The sequence below is a fragment of the Chitinophaga sedimenti genome, assembly GCF_023156195.1.
Lineage (GTDB): Bacteria > Bacteroidota > Bacteroidia > Chitinophagales > Chitinophagaceae > Chitinophaga > Chitinophaga sedimenti.
The window spans coordinates 4,354,776-4,370,814 of record NZ_JAKUKA010000001.1 but is presented as its reverse complement, the minus strand read 5'-3'; the positions used below and the strand labels follow the sequence as shown (position 1 = coordinate 4,370,814).

Sequence of the window (16,039 nt, the reverse complement as noted above, 5' to 3'; positions counted from 1 at the left end):
TTATATGTGACGGGCGCCCGGTTTTCCGGTGCGCCCTTTCTTTTTTCCACTGATCAAAGGGTTAATATATAGCTATGATAGGTTAATTTAATGCTATGATGCGCCCCCGATTAAAGGTATTTTAGCCTTCAGTAAATAAGTGTTAATTTAACAATTATTATATGCGTCCATTCAATTCCACGTGTCGCCACCGGCCCACAGTGGCTTTAGACGTAGAGTAAACAGATCTTTTATCAATTTAAAATAGTGCACTGATACTTATGAATATCCTTCGGAAAGCAGCTTTGTCGCTGCTGTTAATTTCCCAGGCGATGGCGGGCGCACAGGCGCAGCAGATTTCAGTACTGGCCAATAAGCCCGGCGCTCCCATTCAATCCACGATGTGGGGGATCTTTTTGAAGACATCAACTTCGCCGCGGACGGTGGCTTGTACGCCGAAATGGTGAAGAACCGCTCCTTCGAATTTTTGCAGCCAATGATGGCATGGAAAGACATTCGCAGGGAAGGATTGCGCGGCAAGGTGCTCATCAATAATCACGTGGCGGCTAATCCCGCTAACCCCCGTTACGCCACCATTACATCGGAAGGCATGTTTGGTTTGTCCAACGACGGCTTCCGTGGCATGGGTGTAAAGCAGGGTGCTGGTTATGATTTTTCATTGTGGGCGCGTAAGGCGGAAGGTGATATCAAACTGCGGATTGCACTGGTGGATGCGAATGGCGATAAGCTGGGCGAAACGACCCTGGGCGGATTTACCGGCGAGTGGGACCAGCATAAAGCGGCGATCACCGCGACTAAAACAGCAGCCAAAGCACACCTGGAAATTTATTTCGAAGGAAAAGGCGTGCTCGAAGCGGATATGATCTCCCTGTTCCCGAAAGATACCTGGAAAGGCCGACCCGGTGGTTTAAGAAAGGATTTAGTAGAAAGACTGGCTGAACTGAAACCCGGCTTCGTGCGTTTTCCCGGTGGTTGCATAGTGGAGGGCCGCGACCTGATGAACCGGTACCAGTGGAAAAAAACAGTGGGACGTGTAGAGGACAGGGAGCTGATCATCAACCGCTGGAATACAGAATTTTCGCATCGTAATGCACCGGATTATTTCCAGACGTTTGGTCTTGGTTTTTATGAATACTTCCAGCTGGCGGAAGATCTGGGTGCTGCGGCGCTCCCGATCCTGAACTGTGGTATGGCTTGCCAGTACAACACCGGCGAAGTGGTAGCATTGGATCAACTGGTTCCTTACGTACAGGATGCACTTGACCTGATCGAATTCGCGAACGGTGCAGTCACTACCAAATGGGGTAAACTGCGTGCAGACATGGGGCACCCGGCGCCTTTCAACCTGAAATATCTCGGCATTGGCAACGAGCAATGGGATGTACAATACATTGACCGGTATAAAATATTTGCAGAAGTGCTGCAGAAGCAGCATCCTGAAATTGTGCTGGTATCGGGCTCTGGCCCCGGAGCAAGCGGGAAGGAGTTTGAGTTTGCCTGGAAAGAACTGCGTAAGCTGAATGCGCCATTAATCGACGAACATTATTACCGTCCGCCGGATTGGTTCTTCCTGAATGCTGCCCGTTACGACAATTATGATCGTAAGGGCCCGAAAGTATTTGCCGGCGAATATGCCGCGCATGAAAAGGAAGAAAAGCCGCAATCTGAAAGCCGTAATACCTGGCTGAGCGCACTGGCCGAAGCTGCCTTCATGACCGGCCTGGAACGTAATGCCGACGTAGTACACATGTGTTCCTACGCGCCACTGTTCGCACATGTGGAAGCATGGCAGTGGCGCCCCCGACCTGATCTGGTTCGATAACCTGCAGACCGTGGGTACGCCGAATTTTTATGTACAGAAGTTGTATGGCAATTATAAAGGATCTAATGTACTGCCTATTACAGCGAACGGTGCGGCACTTACGGGAAAAGACAGCCTGTACGCCAGCGCGGTGATCGACCAGCCCACGAAAACGGCTTATATCAAAATCGTGAACACTTCTCATCAAACCAAAACAGTCACGTTCAATATCGCAGGCGCTGCTGCCAACAGTAATGTGAAAGTGGAAACACTGGCAGCAACGGCACTTTCCAGTTACAATACACTGGAGAAACCAAATGAAGTAACACCTGTTATCAGCACGCTTAAAACGAAGAAATCCAGCCTTACCGCATCACTGAAACCCGCCTCTTTCACGGTGATCAGTGTGCCGGTAAAATAAAAGAAACATAGATGAAAGCATTATTGATAGGCGGTCTGCTGTTATCACAGCTGGCCGTCGCGCAACAGAACGACTGGAAAATCCCTCTCTTTATGAATTGAACAAAGAAAAGCCCCGCGCCAATTTCATGGTGTTTGATCATGCGGGTGAAGTATCGGCGGAAGATTACAGCCGCTCTTCGTATTATCAGTCCCTGAACGGTAATTGGAAATTCTGGTATGCAGACAAAACCTCTGCGCGGCCGATGGAGTTCTTTCGTCCCGATTTAGATGATAACGAGTGGAAGGATATTAAAGTGCCTTCCAACTGGGAGTTGCAGGGTTTCGGGTTGCCGGTGTTCACGAACATCACTTATATGTTCCCTCGTAATCCGCCATTCGTGGGCGATAATAATCCGGTGGGTACTTACCGTAAAACGTTCACGGTGCCAGCGGCGTGGAGCAATAAAGAGGTATTGGTGCACTTCGGTTCTATTACCGGTTGTGCCTTTGTATATGTAAATGGCCAGAAAGTGGGCATGAGCAAGGCTTCCAAAACAGAAGCCGAATTCAATATAACCCGTTACCTGAAGCCGGGGCAAAATCTGCTCGCGGTACAGGTATTCCGCTGGCACGATGGCAGCTACCTTGAAGACCCGGGACTTCTGGCGTTTGAGCGGCATCGAGCGCGATGTATTCCTGTACGCGCAGCCCAAATTGACCATCTGGGATTATTTCGTACAGGCGGGATTAGATAACAGCTACCGCAATGGTGTGTTTAATCTGGAAGTAGACCTCCGCAAATTTGCCGGCGCCGCTACGAAAAACGCGTCGTTGCAGGTGGTGCTGAAAGATGGTAACAGTATCGTGTTCCAGGCGACCAAACCATTGCAGGTAGGCAATGATACGATGTACCAGCTTCGCTTCAACACACAAATAAAAAATGTAAAACGATGGAGCAGTGAAGCGCCAAATTTATATGCTTTGCAATTAACGTTGACGGATGCCAATGGGCAGTCGCTCGGCGTGGTGGAGCAGCAGGTAGGTTTCCGCAAGGTAGAAATCCGTAATGCACAGCTGTTGCTGAATGGCCAGCCGCTCATCGTACACGGCACTAACCGCCACGAACATGACGAGGACGAAGGACATACACCCAGCCGCGCTTTGATGCTGAAAGACATTCAGCTGATGAAGGAGCATAATGTGAACGCTGTGCGTAACAGTCACTACCCCAATGATCCTTACTGGTACAAACTCTGCGATCAGTACGGTATTTACCTGGTAGACGAAGCGAACATCGAAACACATGGCATGGGGGCTGAATTTCAGGCCTGGTTCGATAAAACGAAGCATCCCGCCTATTTGCCGCTGTGGGCGCCGGCGCACAAGGACCGTATTACGCGTATGTTCGAAAGAGATAAGAACCATGCTTCGATTATTATCTGGAGTATGGGCAATGAATGTGGTAACGGGGCCGTGTTCCACGATATGTATACATGGTTGAAAGGCCAGGACAGCACACGTCCTGTACAGTTCGAACAGGCGGGTGAAGACTGGAATACTGATATCGTTTGCCCGATGTACCCGCGTATCCGCAATATGGAGCAGTACGCGAAAGCGACTGATAAAAAACGTCCTTACATCATGTGTGAATATGCACACTCGATGGGTAACAGTACCGGAAACTTCCAGGCTTACTGGGATATTATTTACAGCAGTAAACAAATGCAGGGCGGTTTTATCTGGGATTGGGTAGACCAGGGCATTAAGACCCGTACGCCCGATGGCCGCTACTTTTGGGCATATGGTGGCGACTTTGGTGCGTACCATTTGCAGAACGACGAAAACTCCTGTTCCGATGGTGTGGTCGGTTCCGACCGTGTGCCCCATCCCGCCTTAAAAGAAGTGAAGAAAGTGTACCAGGATATTCTGTTCAGCGCGAAAGATTTATCCAAAGGTATTATCCATGTGAAGAACCTGTATGCTTTTACCGCTGCCGATAACTTTAACTACAAGTGGGTTTTATATAGAAATGGAGAAGTGGTAAAAGAAGGGACGTTTGCTGTGAAAGCCGCGCCGCGCGGCGAACAGGACGTACAGCTTTCATTGCCTGCACTGGAGGAGGCCGCTGGTGTGGAGTACCGGCTGAATGTTTCCGCACACAGGAAAGTGCCGGACAGGTTGCTGCCAGCCGGTTACGAAATAGCGAATGAGCAGTTTGTCGTGGGTAATGATAATTACTTCGCCGCCGAAAGCGACAAGGGCGGTTCGTTGAAAGTAACCCGCGATGGCAAAGGTTATCCTTCACTGCCGGTAATATCAATGGTGAATTTGATACAGAGTCCGGCCGGCTGAACCGTTATGGCATAAGCGGAAAGCGAATCATAGCGCAACTGCCGGAGCCTTATTTCTGGCGTGCTCCCACAGATAACGATTTTGGTAACGGCATGGAATCCAATATGGGCATATGGCGTAACGCACACGTGAACCGTAAAGTGAAAGCCGTGCAGGTAGGTGAACAGAATGCCGGCGGTATTAATATTAAGGTGGATTATGAGCTTACCGGCATCGGTGTAACCTATACTGTTAGTTACCAGGTGCAGAACGACGGTGCGGTGAAAATTACCGCTGCTATCGATATGGCTGGTCGCGAGCTGCCAGAGTTGCCGCGTTTCGGTATGCGTTTGCAATTGCCGCCGGCTTATAAAAACCTGGCTTACTACGGCCGTGGTCCCTGGGAAAACTACGCGGACCGAAATACCGCAGCCTTCGTGGGTATTTATAAAGACAGTGTAAGCAACCAGGGCACCGAGAATTATATTCGTCCGCAGGAAAATGGTTACAAAACAGATGTGCGCTGGTTGCGTCTTACCGACGAATCGGGTGCCGGTTTGCAGGTAGAGGGCGCGAAACCGATCGGCTTCTCCGCACTGAACCACATGACCGAAGACTTTGATCCGGGTATGACGAAGAAGCAGCAGCACTGGACAGATATTAAACCGCGCAGGGAAGTGTACCTTCATGTAGACCTGGCGCAGCGTGGCCTTGGTGGCGATGACAGCTGGGGTGCTCTGCCACACAGGCAGTATCGCCTGTTGGAGAAAACCTATGCTTACAGTTATATTTTGAGATTGATACCCGGTAAATAGTGATTGATATGAGAAAATTTTTGTTGAATGCTTTTTTGATGTGCTTTTCTGCCGCTGCGTTTGCGCAGGGAAAAGACGTATACCTGTTTTCCTACTTTAAAGGTAACGGCGAGGATGGTTTGCACTTTGCTTACAGTGAAGATGGTTACAAATGGAGCGCGCTCCGTGGCGATAGTTCCTTCCTGAAACCCACGGCCGGTCAGGATAAGCTGATGCGTGACCCTTGCATCATCCAGGGGCCGGACGGTTTGTTTCATATGGTGTGGACGGTGAGCTGGCACGAAAAAACGATTGGTTACGCCTCGTCGAAAGACCTGGTGCACTGGTCGGAACAGCAAAACGTACCGGTAATGGCGCATGAAAATGCGCAGAACTGCTGGGCGCCGGAGATTATATATGACGCCAAAGGAAAGCAATACATGATTTATTGGGCCACTACGATCCCGGGCCGTTTTCCGGCTACGGATTCGTTGGGCGACAATAACCACCGCATGTATTACGTGACCACGAAGGATTTTAAAACCTACACCCCGGCCAAATTGCTGTACGACCAGGGTTTTAATGTAATCGACGCGAGTATTCAGCCAAATGGTAAGCAATACCTCATGTTCCTGAAAGATGAAACGTTGAAACCGCAACCGCAGAAGAAGCTGTACTTGGTGACCAGCAAAAAACTGACCGGTGGCTACGGCAAACCCACCAAACCGATCACCGGTAATTACTGGGCCGAAGGTCCTACCGCGATCAAGATCGGCAACAAATGGTTAGTGTATTTTGATAAATATACCCAGCACAAGTATGGCGTGGTTACCTCCACCGACCTGGTGAACTGGACGGAAGAGAGCGAAAAGCTCGAAATGCCGAAGGAATCCGCCATGGTACGGTGTTGAAGGTGAGCAGGAAAGTGCTGGAAGGTATGAGGTAAGTAACAGCATCTTTCGCTGATCCTTCGCTCATCCTATGCTTAATTGGCTGCCACAGCGGTTTTAGCGAAGGTTGAGCGAAGGATCAGCGAAGGATGTAGCAAGGATAGTACTATGATAGCAGTTGAAACGCGTTGTTTGCCAGCTAGCTGAAGAAAAGATTTTTGTTTTCGTATTGTTTTGTCAGGAGCGCCTGCCCTTGTGGGCGGGCGTTTTTTTATGGTAAACCGTTTTTGGTCAATCATATTCAATTTTTAACTATCTGGATAATGCTTGCCATGTCAGCGAAAAATGGTTTATTTTTAGTATAGATGGAAAATATACGAGTTAATGCCAATATCTAGACGCGCTTTTCTCCGAAACGGTACTTCTGCACTTGCCGCCTACCCCGCCATGCTGGCTTTGGGTATGCTGCGATCTGCACCGGCACATGCTTTTGAACTGGAAGGCAGCGGAGATAACAAGCATGTACTGATTTTAGGCGCCGGGCTGGCGGGAATGGCTGCCGCGTATGAATTGCAGAAACTCGGGTATCGCTGTACCATACTCGAAGCTCGGCAGCGGGCGGGCGGCCGTGTGTTTTCCGTCCGTAAAGGGAGTACGAATAAAGAAACAGATGCGCCCTTGCAGACAGCGGCTTTTGATGATGGGCAGTATTTTAATGCCGGTCCCTCGCGCATTCCGCACCATCATGAGCTGACGATGCACTACTGTAAAGAATTAGGTGTGCCGTTACAGGTGTACAACAACATCAACGAGGCGGCCTATTATTTCGCTGAGGGAAATGGAATGCTGAGTAATAAGAAAGTAAGGGTACGCGAAATACACAGCGATGTGCGCGGTTATACCGCGGAAATGCTCGCCAAGGCCATTGATCAGGGACAGCTGGATGCGGGTTTAACGAAAGAGGATACGCAGAAGATCATCGAGTTTTTACGCGCGGAAGGAGGGCTGGATATTGATAAATTATACAAGGCATCCGACCGGCGCGGTTTCATAGAACATCCCGGCGCGGGCGATAAAGCCGGCCGCATTGCGGACCCGCACAGGTTAAGCGACATTATATCCTCCGGGCTGATGGATCCCGATTTTTACAATGTAGCCGAATATGCGTACGAATTGCAAATGACGATGTTCCAGGCCGTGGGCGGAATGGACACGATCGCGAAAGCGTTTGAAGGCAAGGTGGGCACAGCGATCAAATTTGGTTGCCAGGTGACCGCCATACACAATCAGCCGGAAGGCGTAAAAGTCACGTATAAAGATAATGGTGGCGAAAAGCAAATAACTGCCGATCTTTGCATCTGTACCATACCCCTGCCGGTATTAAGCAACATCGATCACAATTTTTCATCCGACGTGAGCAGGGCGATTGATTTTGTGCCGTACATGCAAACGTGTAAAATCGGACTGCAGTTTAAACGGCGCTTCTGGGAAGAAGACGAGCAGATTTACGGTGGCATCACCCATACCAACAACGAACTGGCGCAAATTTTTTACCCCTCTTACGACTATCTTGGCAAAAAGGGCATCCTGATAGGCTTTTACAATTTTAATGAGCGTGCAAAAAGATGGGCGACCTGGATTTTGTGCAACGTCAGCAGCTGGCGCTGGACAAAGGCCGTTTGATTCATCCGCAGTATCAGCAGGAATTTGAAAAGGCATTTTCTGTGTGCTGGCATAAAACCGAGCATAGTCTTGGTGGCTGGGCATTATACACGGCGGCAACGCGGCAGTCGTCGTATGCGGCGTTGCAGCGGGCAGACAAGCAGGTGTATTTTGCGGGTGAGCATATGACTTACCTGAATGCCCGGATGGCGGGAGCTTTTGAGTCGGCACGCAAAACAGTGGCGGAGCTGCATGCGCGCGTAACGGGCCAGCGGGTGGCGTACGCAGGAATTTAGACTGCTTATTTATCAACCATAAAATATTTTTATGCCTACGTTAATGAACCGGCGCGACTGGCTGCGGACAGGCGCAATTGTAACAGGCGGACTGCCATTCCTGTCGTCGTTCGGCAGTTTTGCAAGTCCTCGCAGGGCGGATAACCCCAACCGCCAGCTGAGCGATGCCGAATTTGAACGCCTGGCCCCACCCGACCTCAAGGCGCGATTGTTTGCGAATGAAAACCCTTTCGGTCCCTCTGAAAAGGCGCGCAAGGCGATCGTGGACAACCTGGCTTCTTCGTATCAATATCCTTTTATGTATTTCGGCGACCTGGTAAAGAAGGTGGCAGCGTATGAGGGTGTGCAGGAGGATATGTTGCTTTTTTCTTCCGGTTCCTCCCCCTGTTGCTGGCGACTGCGCTGGCGTTTTGCCATGGCGGCGGTAACCTGGTAACCGGCGATCCTACCTACGACGATTTGCCTGAGCGCTCGGCCTCGTACGGCGCCACATGGAAAAAGTACCGCTGACCGCTGAATATAAACTGGACCTGGATGCCATGGAAAAGGCTATAGACGCCAATACGAAACTCGTGTACGTGTGCAATCCAAACAATCCCACGGCCACCGCGGTGGACATCGCGAAATTGCAGGCGTTTTGCGATCGGGTGTCTAAGAAAGTGATGGTGATGGTGGATGAGGCTTACATAGATTATATGCCCGATCCGGCTGCCGCCACCATGATTGGCGGGGTGAAGAAAGGACAGAACATTATTGTGGCACGTACTTTTTCAAAGCTGTACGGGTTTGCGGGACTGCGCGTAGGGTATGTAGTGGCGTTGCCGGACACGATCAAAAAGCTGGAGAGCGTGACGCCCGGCCCTTTTTCGATTTCGGCGCCGGCGACCCATGCGGCCATTGCCGCTTACCAGGATAAAGAATTCCTCGGGGGCGCTCGCGAAAACCAATGAGAGTAAAGCGTTTTTGTATAAAACATTAAAGGCCGAAGGATATGAGTACATCCCGTCTGTAGCCAATTTCGTGATGTTCCCGGTTAAAATGGACAGCGAACGGTTCGTGGAAGAGATGATGAAACGTGGCGTTGGTGTGCGTTCCTGGAAGTTTTCCGGGAAGAACTGGTGCCGCGTAAGTATTGGCCGCATGGATGAAATGGAGGCCTTCGCTGCTGCATTTAAAGAAATATCTTAAATTTTTTAGGTTGATGATGAAGTCATTTTTTATGCTGTTGTTCGCCTGTATCGGGTTGGCAGCCGGTGCGCAGGACAAGCCGGCGCGCGCCATTACAATGGATGAATACGAAAAAGCAAAGAAGTTTACGGTAAAAGACCTGGACAACGATACGTACGCGAAATTCGAAAATGCGTATGTGCTTGACCGCTACGAAATGCGCAAACCCTACTACATCACGGGGGATGATGGGCTGAAGAAACGCGTGGATCTTTATAAACTGCTCGCCAAAGAAGGCATGCAGGAACTGGGTACAATGATTTATTACACGAATGAAAAAGGAAAGCTGTATACTGCGGTATTGCCCAACTTTACGGCAGATTCGAAAGTATGGGACCGTTACTTTGAGGACATTCATGCAATTGACAAAGAAGAAAAGAATTTCGTGCTGAAGCTGTCGTACGTACTGTCGAAAGAATGTGCGTTCCAATTATACAAAGCCCAGCACCGGGGCAAAGACCTGAAGCCGGAATCGGCCACTTATGGCAGCGACATCTGTTTTCCCGGCTCGCAGCTGGTGTCCATGGCAGACGGTTCGCAGAAACTGTTGCAGGATGTGCAGGCCGGCGACCGCGTTGTGACGGTGGATCCCGCGACACAACGCACGACCGCGGTGACCGTGAAGGAACTGACCAGGCATGATGCTAAAAATTACGCGATCACACAATTGTTGTTATTGTCGGCCGAGGAAACAGAAACGACCGCCGGGAAGGATGTGCGTTTACTAAGCCGTGTATTGCAGGCCACGCCCAATCATCCCATGACGACGGCCGACGGTCGTAAAAAGGCGGGCGATGTGAACGTAGCGGAAGAAGTGATTTGTAAGGACGAGAAAACCGGCGCTTACCGCCGTTTTATCGTGTGGGACAAAATGGAGAAGGCCGGCGGCACACAGCCGGTATATAACATCGTAGCTGATGGTGGTGATACGTTCATGATGAACGGAGTGATGGTGTTACAGAAATAATCTATCCTGCCCTGATACAGCGCGGCAGCACATTGCGTGCTGCCGCTTTTTTATTAATTTGATCCCATCTATGAAACAAAGAGTTTTCTATTTTTTCAGGACGATCGTGCTGGCGATTGCGATGGCCGTTGTTTACGGGATATTGCACGATCAGCTCACCTATACGATATCGCCGGAGTATTATACCACTTTTAAGTTCGAGCAGAGTGGGCTGGCGGATTACGTGGGAGCTTTGCCGACGCGGACGCTGGTCGTATACGTGGCGGTAGCGGCTACCTGGTGGGTTGGTTTGTGGACGGGGCTGGCATTGGCGGTTACGGCATCTGGTATCAACATAAAGAAAAAATAATGCCCGTGGCAAAACGGGCCCTGGGGATAGTACTGGGGGCGGCTGTATTGGGGGCTGTTATTGGTGCTGTGTGTGGCCTTGTTGTGGCAGCCGGCACATTTACCACGGTAGGGTATATGCATTCGTTCGGTTATCTCGCTGCGGCGTTTGGTCTGCTCGGCGCAATAATTTACAGTGTAAGAATGCGAAACAAATGAAAATAATGTATAATTTTAAGCAAAACCTTTAACCCAATGGAGAATCAAAACCTTTTCGAACTTCGTATTGACGCTGAAACAACCTCATTTTTCGGACAGGCTGCGCGCTGGGCTAAGTTCCTGTCTATTGTAGGCTTTGTAGTATGTGGACTTATCGTGTTGTTGTCCTTTTTTATGGGCGCTATCATGAGCGCTATGTCCGGCATCTACGGAGAGCGGGGTATGGCTGCTGCCGGCGGTGCTATGACCGTTGTGTATATCCTGATTGCGCTGCTTTACTTTTTCCCTTGCCTGTTCCTTTACAATTTTGCCAGCAAAATGCAGGTAGCACTGCGTACGCTGGACCAGGAAGCGTTCAACAAATCTGCGGGCAACCTGAAATCCTGCTTCAAGTTTGTAGGTATCGTAACACTGATCGTGTTGTCGTTCTACGCTTTGTTGCTGGTATTTGGGCTTGGCGGCGCGTTGCTGATGAGCTAGTTGAAAATATTTACATGTAGAAAAGGGGTGCAGCTGCTGCATCCCTTTTTTAATACCTCGAAAAATCCCCCAATCTGCTGTATTGTCAAGGCTTTCCCCGATTTGTAATTTTGTGCTCCAACAGCCAATCACATGAAGCAGCTTATTCTTTGCCTGATCATACTATGCCTGCAATTGGCGGCCTGCCGTAAAAATGGCGCCGACAACAGCCCTGTTCCTCCCAATATACCCGATACGACCAGTACGGGCCACCTTTACAGGCCGGGCACCATTTCGGGGAGCGTAATGCCAACAAGGTCGGCTACAGCGGTAGAATTGCTGGATGCTGCCGGAAAAACCGTATCGGTACTGCCAATGGACGGCACCCCGGAGTTTTATTTCCGGGACGTACTGCCCGGCAGTTACAAGTTAAGTTTTGTACCGGCGGCTGATTACATTAAGCCCAATGATATTTCCGTGACCCTAACTGGCGGACAGAATGTGCTGGCTGGTGCTATCAAAATAGCATCTGCCGGTAACGCCAGTATTAGTGGCACCATTGTTCCCGCGGCAGCGGCCCGCGAGGTCTATATCAGAAGTACGTCGAACGGTGGTATATATTTCCTGCTTAAACCGGATCCCGGCACGGGGCGCTTTTCGGTGGGGCAGATACCTGCTGACACTTACGAGATCAATTTTACGCCGGCCAGCGATTTTGTGAGGCGGGCAAGTGAAACGGTTACTGTTGTAAAAAGTCAGTTGGTAGATATCGGTCAGGTGATTTTTACGCCGCTGGTAAATACCGGGGAGTTATCCTGCAAGCTGAATGACACTTTTACTTCTTGGGATACGTTTAATGACAATCGGAATACTTCTATATCCGTTGCTTATACGTCGTCGGCTTTAAGTATTAAAGGTCTGCGGCAATCGAACGCTGTCCGCGGACTGGATGGCAATTCCTCCAGCACGGAAATCAATATAAAACTGGAAAATGTTACCGGGCCGGGTACTTACATCTGCGACGCGTCTACCGTTTCAGAAATGACCTATCATTATAAGGCGGAACGCATCATGTTCGGATTGCCGCCCTCATCCAGCAAAAAGGAAGGTGGAAAAGCAACTGTTATTATTACTGCGATAGATGCCGATACTAAAACAATTGCCGGCAGTTTTACCGCGGACCTTAAAGTGAAGTCGATAACCGGGCAAATAATAACGCATGCAATGACAGATGGTGTTTTTAAAGTAAAGTACCCTTAGAGAGGGGGGCCGTTCATTAATGCAGCCAGCGATTACTCCCGGCCACTTTTAACGCATCGGCCTTGCAGTTGACGGCCAGTTTTTGATAGATATTTTTGATATGGCTTCGGACGGTTTCTTTACTGATGAATAAGTCCAGTGCTATTTTAGAATAACTTTTGCCTTCTGCAATACCGCGCAGTACCTCTTTTTCCCGGTCCGATAAAGGCGAGTCCTGTTCGCGGTTGAAGGATTGCACCACCATTTTTGCAATCTGCAAACTCATGGGCGCGCCGCCTGCAAATGCTTCGTGTATACTTTTTACGATGGCCCCGGTATCGGAATTTTTGATGATGTACCCCCGGCGCCGGCGCAAAGCGAACGGAATACCTTTTCGCTGTCTTCATGCACGGTAATTATCAGTATGATGCAGGCGGGCAGACGTTTTTTTACCTGGGTAATCCCTTCAATCCCGCTCATGCCCGGAAGTTCAATGTCCATCAGTACCAGGTCAGGCTGGTCAGTCTGCAGGTTTTTAAGCGCCTCTTCGCAGCTGCCGTATTGCCCCGAAATACGATATTCGGTGCTGCTGTCGATCACCGCGGCAAAGCCTTCCCTGATGACCGGATTATCTTCTATAACGATGATGTTCTTCATATAAATGCCTCTTTATGTTTCACCGGGATTTCCAGCACGAGTTGTGTTCCGGATGGATATTTCAGGATGCGTAGTGTAAACCCGTTCCGGTTGCAGCGCCTCTGCATGTTATTCAATCCGTAATGCGGCGTACTGCTATCCGTTTCTTTCCAGGTACCATTATCGCTCAACACCAGTTGTAACTGATGGTGGCGGCAGGTCATCCGGAGCATAATCTCGCTGGCGTTCGCATGTTTGGCCACATTGGTCATGGCTTCTTTAAGAATATAGATGACGTCCAGTGCGCCGGAGGGTATATAAGCGGAGGGCTGACAGGGCTCCGCGGAGGAGGAAAAAGCAATGTCGAATTGATTATAGTACACCTGACCATAGCCGGTGAGATAATTAAACAGTGCAGTGGGATCGTCGCTGTTGTGGTTCAGGTGCCAGAGAAAGTCTTTACTGCTGGCGTACAGATCGTTGCTGTTTTTGATAATGCTGTCGATCAGCGGCTGTGTTTCGGGATTCATTCCCGATTTTAATTTCAGTAAAGAAGCCTGCCGGGTGATGGCGGAAAGCATATTGCCCGTTTCATCATGAAAATCGGTGGCAATGGTTTCGCGCATGTTGTTCAGCTGTTCGGTCCTGTTTTTAACGGTTTCGTCCAGCACACTTATTTTTTGATCCTGTAATGACCGTATTTTGGCCCGGTCGCGTTCCTGGTCCAGCTGCAGGTAAGCCAGGAACCCGCCGAAGAAGATGGTGATCAGGCAGTTCATGGTGAGGGCATAAAGTGGGCCGCCTAAACGCTCGTCAATACCGGTTGGCAAATATGCCTGTAACGTCTGGTAATAAATAAAAGCAAAAAGCGCGAGGTTGGTAAAAATGGCGAGCCATCCATACTTTTTGTCGGCCCATATGGCGGCCAGCAGGTACATGTGGAGAATGGATACGTTGGAGGAGTAAATAAGGCCCGTATCCCGTATCCAATCGTAAATGATATAGTAAGTAACGATGGCGGTGAGGCTCATCGGAATACGGTAATGCCCGAAATACTTAATGGAGAGGATGATCGACGCTATCAGCAGGTTGTTTACCAGGAAACCGGTAATTGGTTTATGGATGAAGTAAACTATCGGCGGGAAGAATAGCATGAGCGACAGCCCGATGAGCGTGGTGCTTAAGACGTTCCGCAGTTCGTTATACTTCGGATGCGTTTTATCCTGCTGCAACTCCCGGGGCAGGAAATAGGTGATAATACGTTCGAATAGCATTGCCGGGTAAAATACGGCTTTTCCCTTGGTGGTTGCGGGATTAAGGCGAAAATACTGCAGATTGGGGGAGGCCGGGGTGTTTATATGAAAAAGCCTCAACATTGCTGCTGAGGCTTTAGTGGTGGTCTCGGCAGGAATCGAACCTGCATCTAGGGCTTCGGAGACCCTCGTCCTATCCATTGTACTACGAGACCGGTGCCCCTTTCGGGGAGGGCAAAGCTAAGTTTTTAATTGGAATTTTATATGTTCCCGATGTTGCTTTTAAAGATTTTTACGGCTATGGCCAGCAAAATCACTCCAAAAAACTTGCGGATCACCATCAGGCCTGCTTTTCCGAGTATGCGTTCGATGTAATTGAGGGAGCGTAATACCACATAAATAATCACCAGGTTGATGAAAATACCGGCGAAGATGTTAGAATCGTTGAAATCGGCTTTCAGCGACATAATCGTGGTTAAGGTGCCGGATCCTGCGATAAGCGGAAACGCAATCGGGACAAGGCTGCCTGTTTTTGTATCATTATCGCTCTTAAAAACTCAATTCCCAGGATCATTTCCAGGCCGATGACGAAAATTACGATAGAACCCGCTACTGCAAAGGATTGTACGTCTACGCTCATCAACTTGAGAAATTGTTCGCCTACCAGCAGGAACACCACCATTAACACCCCGGAAGCCAGTGTGGCCTTTGCCGCGCTGATTTCGCCGATCTTTTCGCGTAACGACAGCAGGATGGGAATGGAGCCCAGGATATCAATTACCGCGAAAAGGGTAAAGCTGATCGTAAATATTTGGTCGAAACTGAACATAGGGCAATGTTTTTTTGTCAGGATATGACGGGGCCGCTGTATTTTAGCAGTAGCGGACACGGATTGCGCGAAAATATCTAATTTGTTATTAATTTAAATCATTGTGAGCAAAAACATCCTATGCAGGAAGATATAATTATACAGATCAGTACCAAAATAAAGGAAAAACGGAAGGCAAAGGGGATTACTGTGCAGGAGCTGGCGGATAAGGCCGACGTAAGTAAAGGGCTTATTTCCCAGATCGAGAATAACCGTACGGTGCCATCATTGCTGGTACTGGTAAACATTATCCGCGCGCTGAGCCTGGATATGAATGAGTTTTTCAACGACATTCACCGGCAAAAGAATGCCCCCAAGGTACTGCTGATCAAGAAAAAGGATTATGCCCCCTTCCAGAAGGAAGATGCTAAAGGGTTCTTTTACAACCGTGTGCTGACACGCAACCTGAAAGACAGTACGGTAGATATTGTGCTGCTGGAGCTGAAGGAAGGCGCCAAACGCCCGGCACTGGTGAAAACAGATGCCTACGAGTACAAGTACGTGGTAAAAGGTTCGGTGGAGTATCTCATCAATAACGAAACCTACGCCATGGAAGAAGGCGACTCCCTGTTTTTCGACGGTCGTTTGCCCCATAAGCCCACGAATGTTGGTCCCGGCGATGCGGTGATCCTTGTTATTTACTTCTTCCAGGATTTTGAAAAATAGTG

Annotated in this window: 20 protein-coding genes, 1 tRNA gene and 1 pseudogene; 16 read left to right on the top strand and 6 right to left on the bottom strand. The window is 49.4% G+C overall.

Annotated elements, in window-relative coordinates:
* The first annotated feature begins 260 nt into the window (after positions 1-260).
* The 15 genes and pseudogenes from MKQ70_RS24970 (at position 261) to MKQ70_RS24900 (ending at position 12,635) form a co-directional block, all read left to right on the top strand.
* Entirely contained in the window at positions 261-446 is a 186-nt protein-coding gene (locus MKQ70_RS24970) for a hypothetical protein (protein ID WP_248075095.1), read from the top strand.
* Positions 383-1,822, top strand: a complete 1,440-nt coding sequence (locus MKQ70_RS41485) for an alpha-L-arabinofuranosidase family protein (RefSeq protein ID WP_248075092.1) — start codon at positions 383-385, stop codon at positions 1,820-1,822. Before MKQ70_RS24970 ends, MKQ70_RS41485 begins: the two co-directional genes overlap by 64 nt.
* On the top strand, positions 1,776-2,222 hold the full coding sequence (locus tag MKQ70_RS24960; RefSeq protein ID WP_248075090.1) for an alpha-L-arabinofuranosidase C-terminal domain-containing protein: 447 nt from the start codon (positions 1,776-1,778) through the stop codon (positions 2,220-2,222). Before MKQ70_RS41485 ends, MKQ70_RS24960 begins: the two co-directional genes overlap by 47 nt.
* 97 nt (positions 2,223-2,319) lie before the next feature.
* The gene (locus MKQ70_RS24955; protein ID WP_248075088.1) at positions 2,320-2,958 is read left to right on the top strand and encodes a sugar-binding domain-containing protein; all 639 of its coding nucleotides are present in this window, start codon (positions 2,320-2,322) and stop codon (positions 2,956-2,958) included.
* Positions 2,959-2,974: 16 nt separating this feature from the next.
* Complete coding sequence (locus tag MKQ70_RS24950) at positions 2,975-4,555, top strand: glycoside hydrolase family 2 TIM barrel-domain containing protein (protein WP_248081631.1); 1,581 nt, start codon at positions 2,975-2,977, stop codon at positions 4,553-4,555.
* Positions 4,519-5,349 carry a beta-galactosidase small subunit gene (locus tag MKQ70_RS24945; RefSeq protein WP_308199532.1) on the top strand — a complete coding sequence of 277 codons (831 nt, stop codon included), beginning with the start codon at positions 4,519-4,521 and terminating at the stop codon, positions 5,347-5,349. Before MKQ70_RS24950 ends, MKQ70_RS24945 begins: the two co-directional genes overlap by 37 nt.
* Before the next feature lie 8 nt (positions 5,350-5,357).
* Complete coding sequence (locus MKQ70_RS24940) at positions 5,358-6,239, top strand: glycoside hydrolase family 43 protein (protein ID WP_248075087.1); 882 nt, start codon at positions 5,358-5,360, stop codon at positions 6,237-6,239.
* Positions 6,240-6,602: 363 nt separating this feature from the next.
* Positions 6,603-8,176 (top strand): annotated as a pseudogene (locus MKQ70_RS24935) (flavin monoamine oxidase family protein).
* 31 nt (positions 8,177-8,207) lie between these two features.
* The gene (locus MKQ70_RS24930) at positions 8,208-8,612 is read left to right on the top strand and encodes a hypothetical protein (protein ID WP_248075085.1); all 405 of its coding nucleotides are present in this window, start codon (positions 8,208-8,210) and stop codon (positions 8,610-8,612) included.
* Positions 8,613-8,667: 55 nt separating this feature from the next.
* Positions 8,668-9,126: an aminotransferase class I/II-fold pyridoxal phosphate-dependent enzyme gene (locus tag MKQ70_RS24925; RefSeq protein WP_248075083.1), complete on the top strand. Its 459-nt coding sequence runs from the start codon at positions 8,668-8,670 to the stop codon at positions 9,124-9,126.
* Between the two features lie 13 nt (positions 9,127-9,139).
* Entirely contained in the window at positions 9,140-9,364 is a 225-nt protein-coding gene (locus MKQ70_RS24920; protein WP_248075081.1) for a hypothetical protein, read from the top strand.
* 13 nt (positions 9,365-9,377) lie between these two features.
* Positions 9,378-10,370 carry a Hint domain-containing protein gene (locus MKQ70_RS24915; protein ID WP_248075079.1) on the top strand — a complete coding sequence of 331 codons (993 nt, stop codon included), beginning with the start codon at positions 9,378-9,380 and terminating at the stop codon, positions 10,368-10,370.
* A gap of 70 nt (positions 10,371-10,440) precedes the next feature.
* A complete protein-coding gene (locus MKQ70_RS24910) occupies positions 10,441-10,719 on the top strand; it encodes a hypothetical protein (RefSeq protein WP_248075077.1) in 279 nt (92 codons plus the stop codon).
* Positions 10,720-10,952: 233 nt separating this feature from the next.
* On the top strand, positions 10,953-11,396 hold the full coding sequence (locus tag MKQ70_RS24905; protein ID WP_248075075.1) for a DUF5362 family protein: 444 nt from the start codon (positions 10,953-10,955) through the stop codon (positions 11,394-11,396).
* A 132-nt stretch (positions 11,397-11,528) separates the two neighbouring features.
* Positions 11,529-12,635 (top strand): hypothetical protein, encoded by a 1,107-nt coding sequence (locus MKQ70_RS24900; RefSeq protein ID WP_248075073.1) that lies wholly within the window; start codon positions 11,529-11,531, stop codon positions 12,633-12,635.
* A gap of 16 nt (positions 12,636-12,651) precedes the next feature.
* Here the strand turns inward: MKQ70_RS24900 and MKQ70_RS24895 are convergent, their stop codons facing one another.
* The 6 genes from MKQ70_RS24895 to MKQ70_RS39440 form a co-directional block, all read right to left on the bottom strand.
* The gene (locus MKQ70_RS24895) at positions 12,652-12,990 is read right to left on the bottom strand and encodes a response regulator transcription factor (protein ID WP_248075071.1); all 339 of its coding nucleotides are present in this window, start codon (positions 12,988-12,990) and stop codon (positions 12,652-12,654) included.
* On the bottom strand, positions 12,936-13,271 hold the full coding sequence (locus MKQ70_RS24890; RefSeq protein WP_248075069.1) for a response regulator: 336 nt from the start codon (positions 13,269-13,271) through the stop codon (positions 12,936-12,938). Before MKQ70_RS24890 ends, MKQ70_RS24895 begins: the two co-directional genes overlap by 55 nt.
* Positions 13,268-14,626 (bottom strand): sensor histidine kinase, encoded by a 1,359-nt coding sequence (locus MKQ70_RS24885; protein WP_248075067.1) that lies wholly within the window; start codon positions 14,624-14,626, stop codon positions 13,268-13,270. Before MKQ70_RS24885 ends, MKQ70_RS24890 begins: the two co-directional genes overlap by 4 nt.
* 17 nt (positions 14,627-14,643) lie before the next feature.
* Positions 14,644-14,718: transfer RNA gene (locus MKQ70_RS24880), tRNA-Arg, on the bottom strand.
* Between the two features lie 45 nt (positions 14,719-14,763).
* The gene (locus MKQ70_RS39445) at positions 14,764-15,000 is read right to left on the bottom strand and encodes a MarC family protein (RefSeq protein WP_308199531.1); all 237 of its coding nucleotides are present in this window, start codon (positions 14,998-15,000) and stop codon (positions 14,764-14,766) included.
* A complete protein-coding gene (locus tag MKQ70_RS39440) occupies positions 14,979-15,332 on the bottom strand; it encodes a MarC family protein (protein ID WP_282456697.1) in 354 nt (117 codons plus the stop codon). Before MKQ70_RS39440 ends, MKQ70_RS39445 begins: the two co-directional genes overlap by 22 nt.
* 120 nt (positions 15,333-15,452) lie before the next feature.
* Here MKQ70_RS39440 and MKQ70_RS24870 point away from each other — a divergent pair, with 120 nt between their 5' ends.
* On the top strand, positions 15,453-16,037 hold the full coding sequence (locus MKQ70_RS24870) for a helix-turn-helix domain-containing protein (RefSeq protein ID WP_248075065.1): 585 nt from the start codon (positions 15,453-15,455) through the stop codon (positions 16,035-16,037).
* Positions 16,038-16,039: the final 2 nt, after the last annotated feature.

Coding starts and splice junctions, on each gene's coding strand:
- MKQ70_RS24870 (WP_248075065.1), top strand. CDS start 15,453: ATGCAGGAAGATATAATTATACAGATCAGTACCAAAATAAAGGAAAAA.
- MKQ70_RS24940 (WP_248075087.1), top strand. CDS start 5,358: ATGAGAAAATTTTTGTTGAATGCTTTTTTGATGTGCTTTTCTGCCGCT.
- MKQ70_RS24885 (WP_248075067.1), bottom strand. CDS start 14,626: ATGTTGAGGCTTTTTCATATAAACACCCCGGCCTCCCCCAATCTGCAG.
- MKQ70_RS39440 (WP_282456697.1), bottom strand. CDS start 15,332: ATGTTCAGTTTCGACCAAATATTTACGATCAGCTTTACCCTTTTCGCG.
- MKQ70_RS24905 (WP_248075075.1), top strand. CDS start 10,953: ATGGAGAATCAAAACCTTTTCGAACTTCGTATTGACGCTGAAACAACC.
- MKQ70_RS24930 (WP_248075085.1), top strand. CDS start 8,208: ATGCCTACGTTAATGAACCGGCGCGACTGGCTGCGGACAGGCGCAATT.
- MKQ70_RS24925 (WP_248075083.1), top strand. CDS start 8,668: ATGGAAAAAGTACCGCTGACCGCTGAATATAAACTGGACCTGGATGCC.
- MKQ70_RS24900 (WP_248075073.1), top strand. CDS start 11,529: ATGAAGCAGCTTATTCTTTGCCTGATCATACTATGCCTGCAATTGGCG.
- MKQ70_RS24970 (WP_248075095.1), top strand. CDS start 261: ATGAATATCCTTCGGAAAGCAGCTTTGTCGCTGCTGTTAATTTCCCAG.
- MKQ70_RS24960 (WP_248075090.1), top strand. CDS start 1,776: ATGTGGAAGCATGGCAGTGGCGCCCCCGACCTGATCTGGTTCGATAAC.
- MKQ70_RS24910 (WP_248075077.1), top strand. CDS start 10,441: ATGAAACAAAGAGTTTTCTATTTTTTCAGGACGATCGTGCTGGCGATT.
- MKQ70_RS24915 (WP_248075079.1), top strand. CDS start 9,378: ATGATGAAGTCATTTTTTATGCTGTTGTTCGCCTGTATCGGGTTGGCA.
- MKQ70_RS24890 (WP_248075069.1), bottom strand. CDS start 13,271: ATGAAGAACATCATCGTTATAGAAGATAATCCGGTCATCAGGGAAGGC.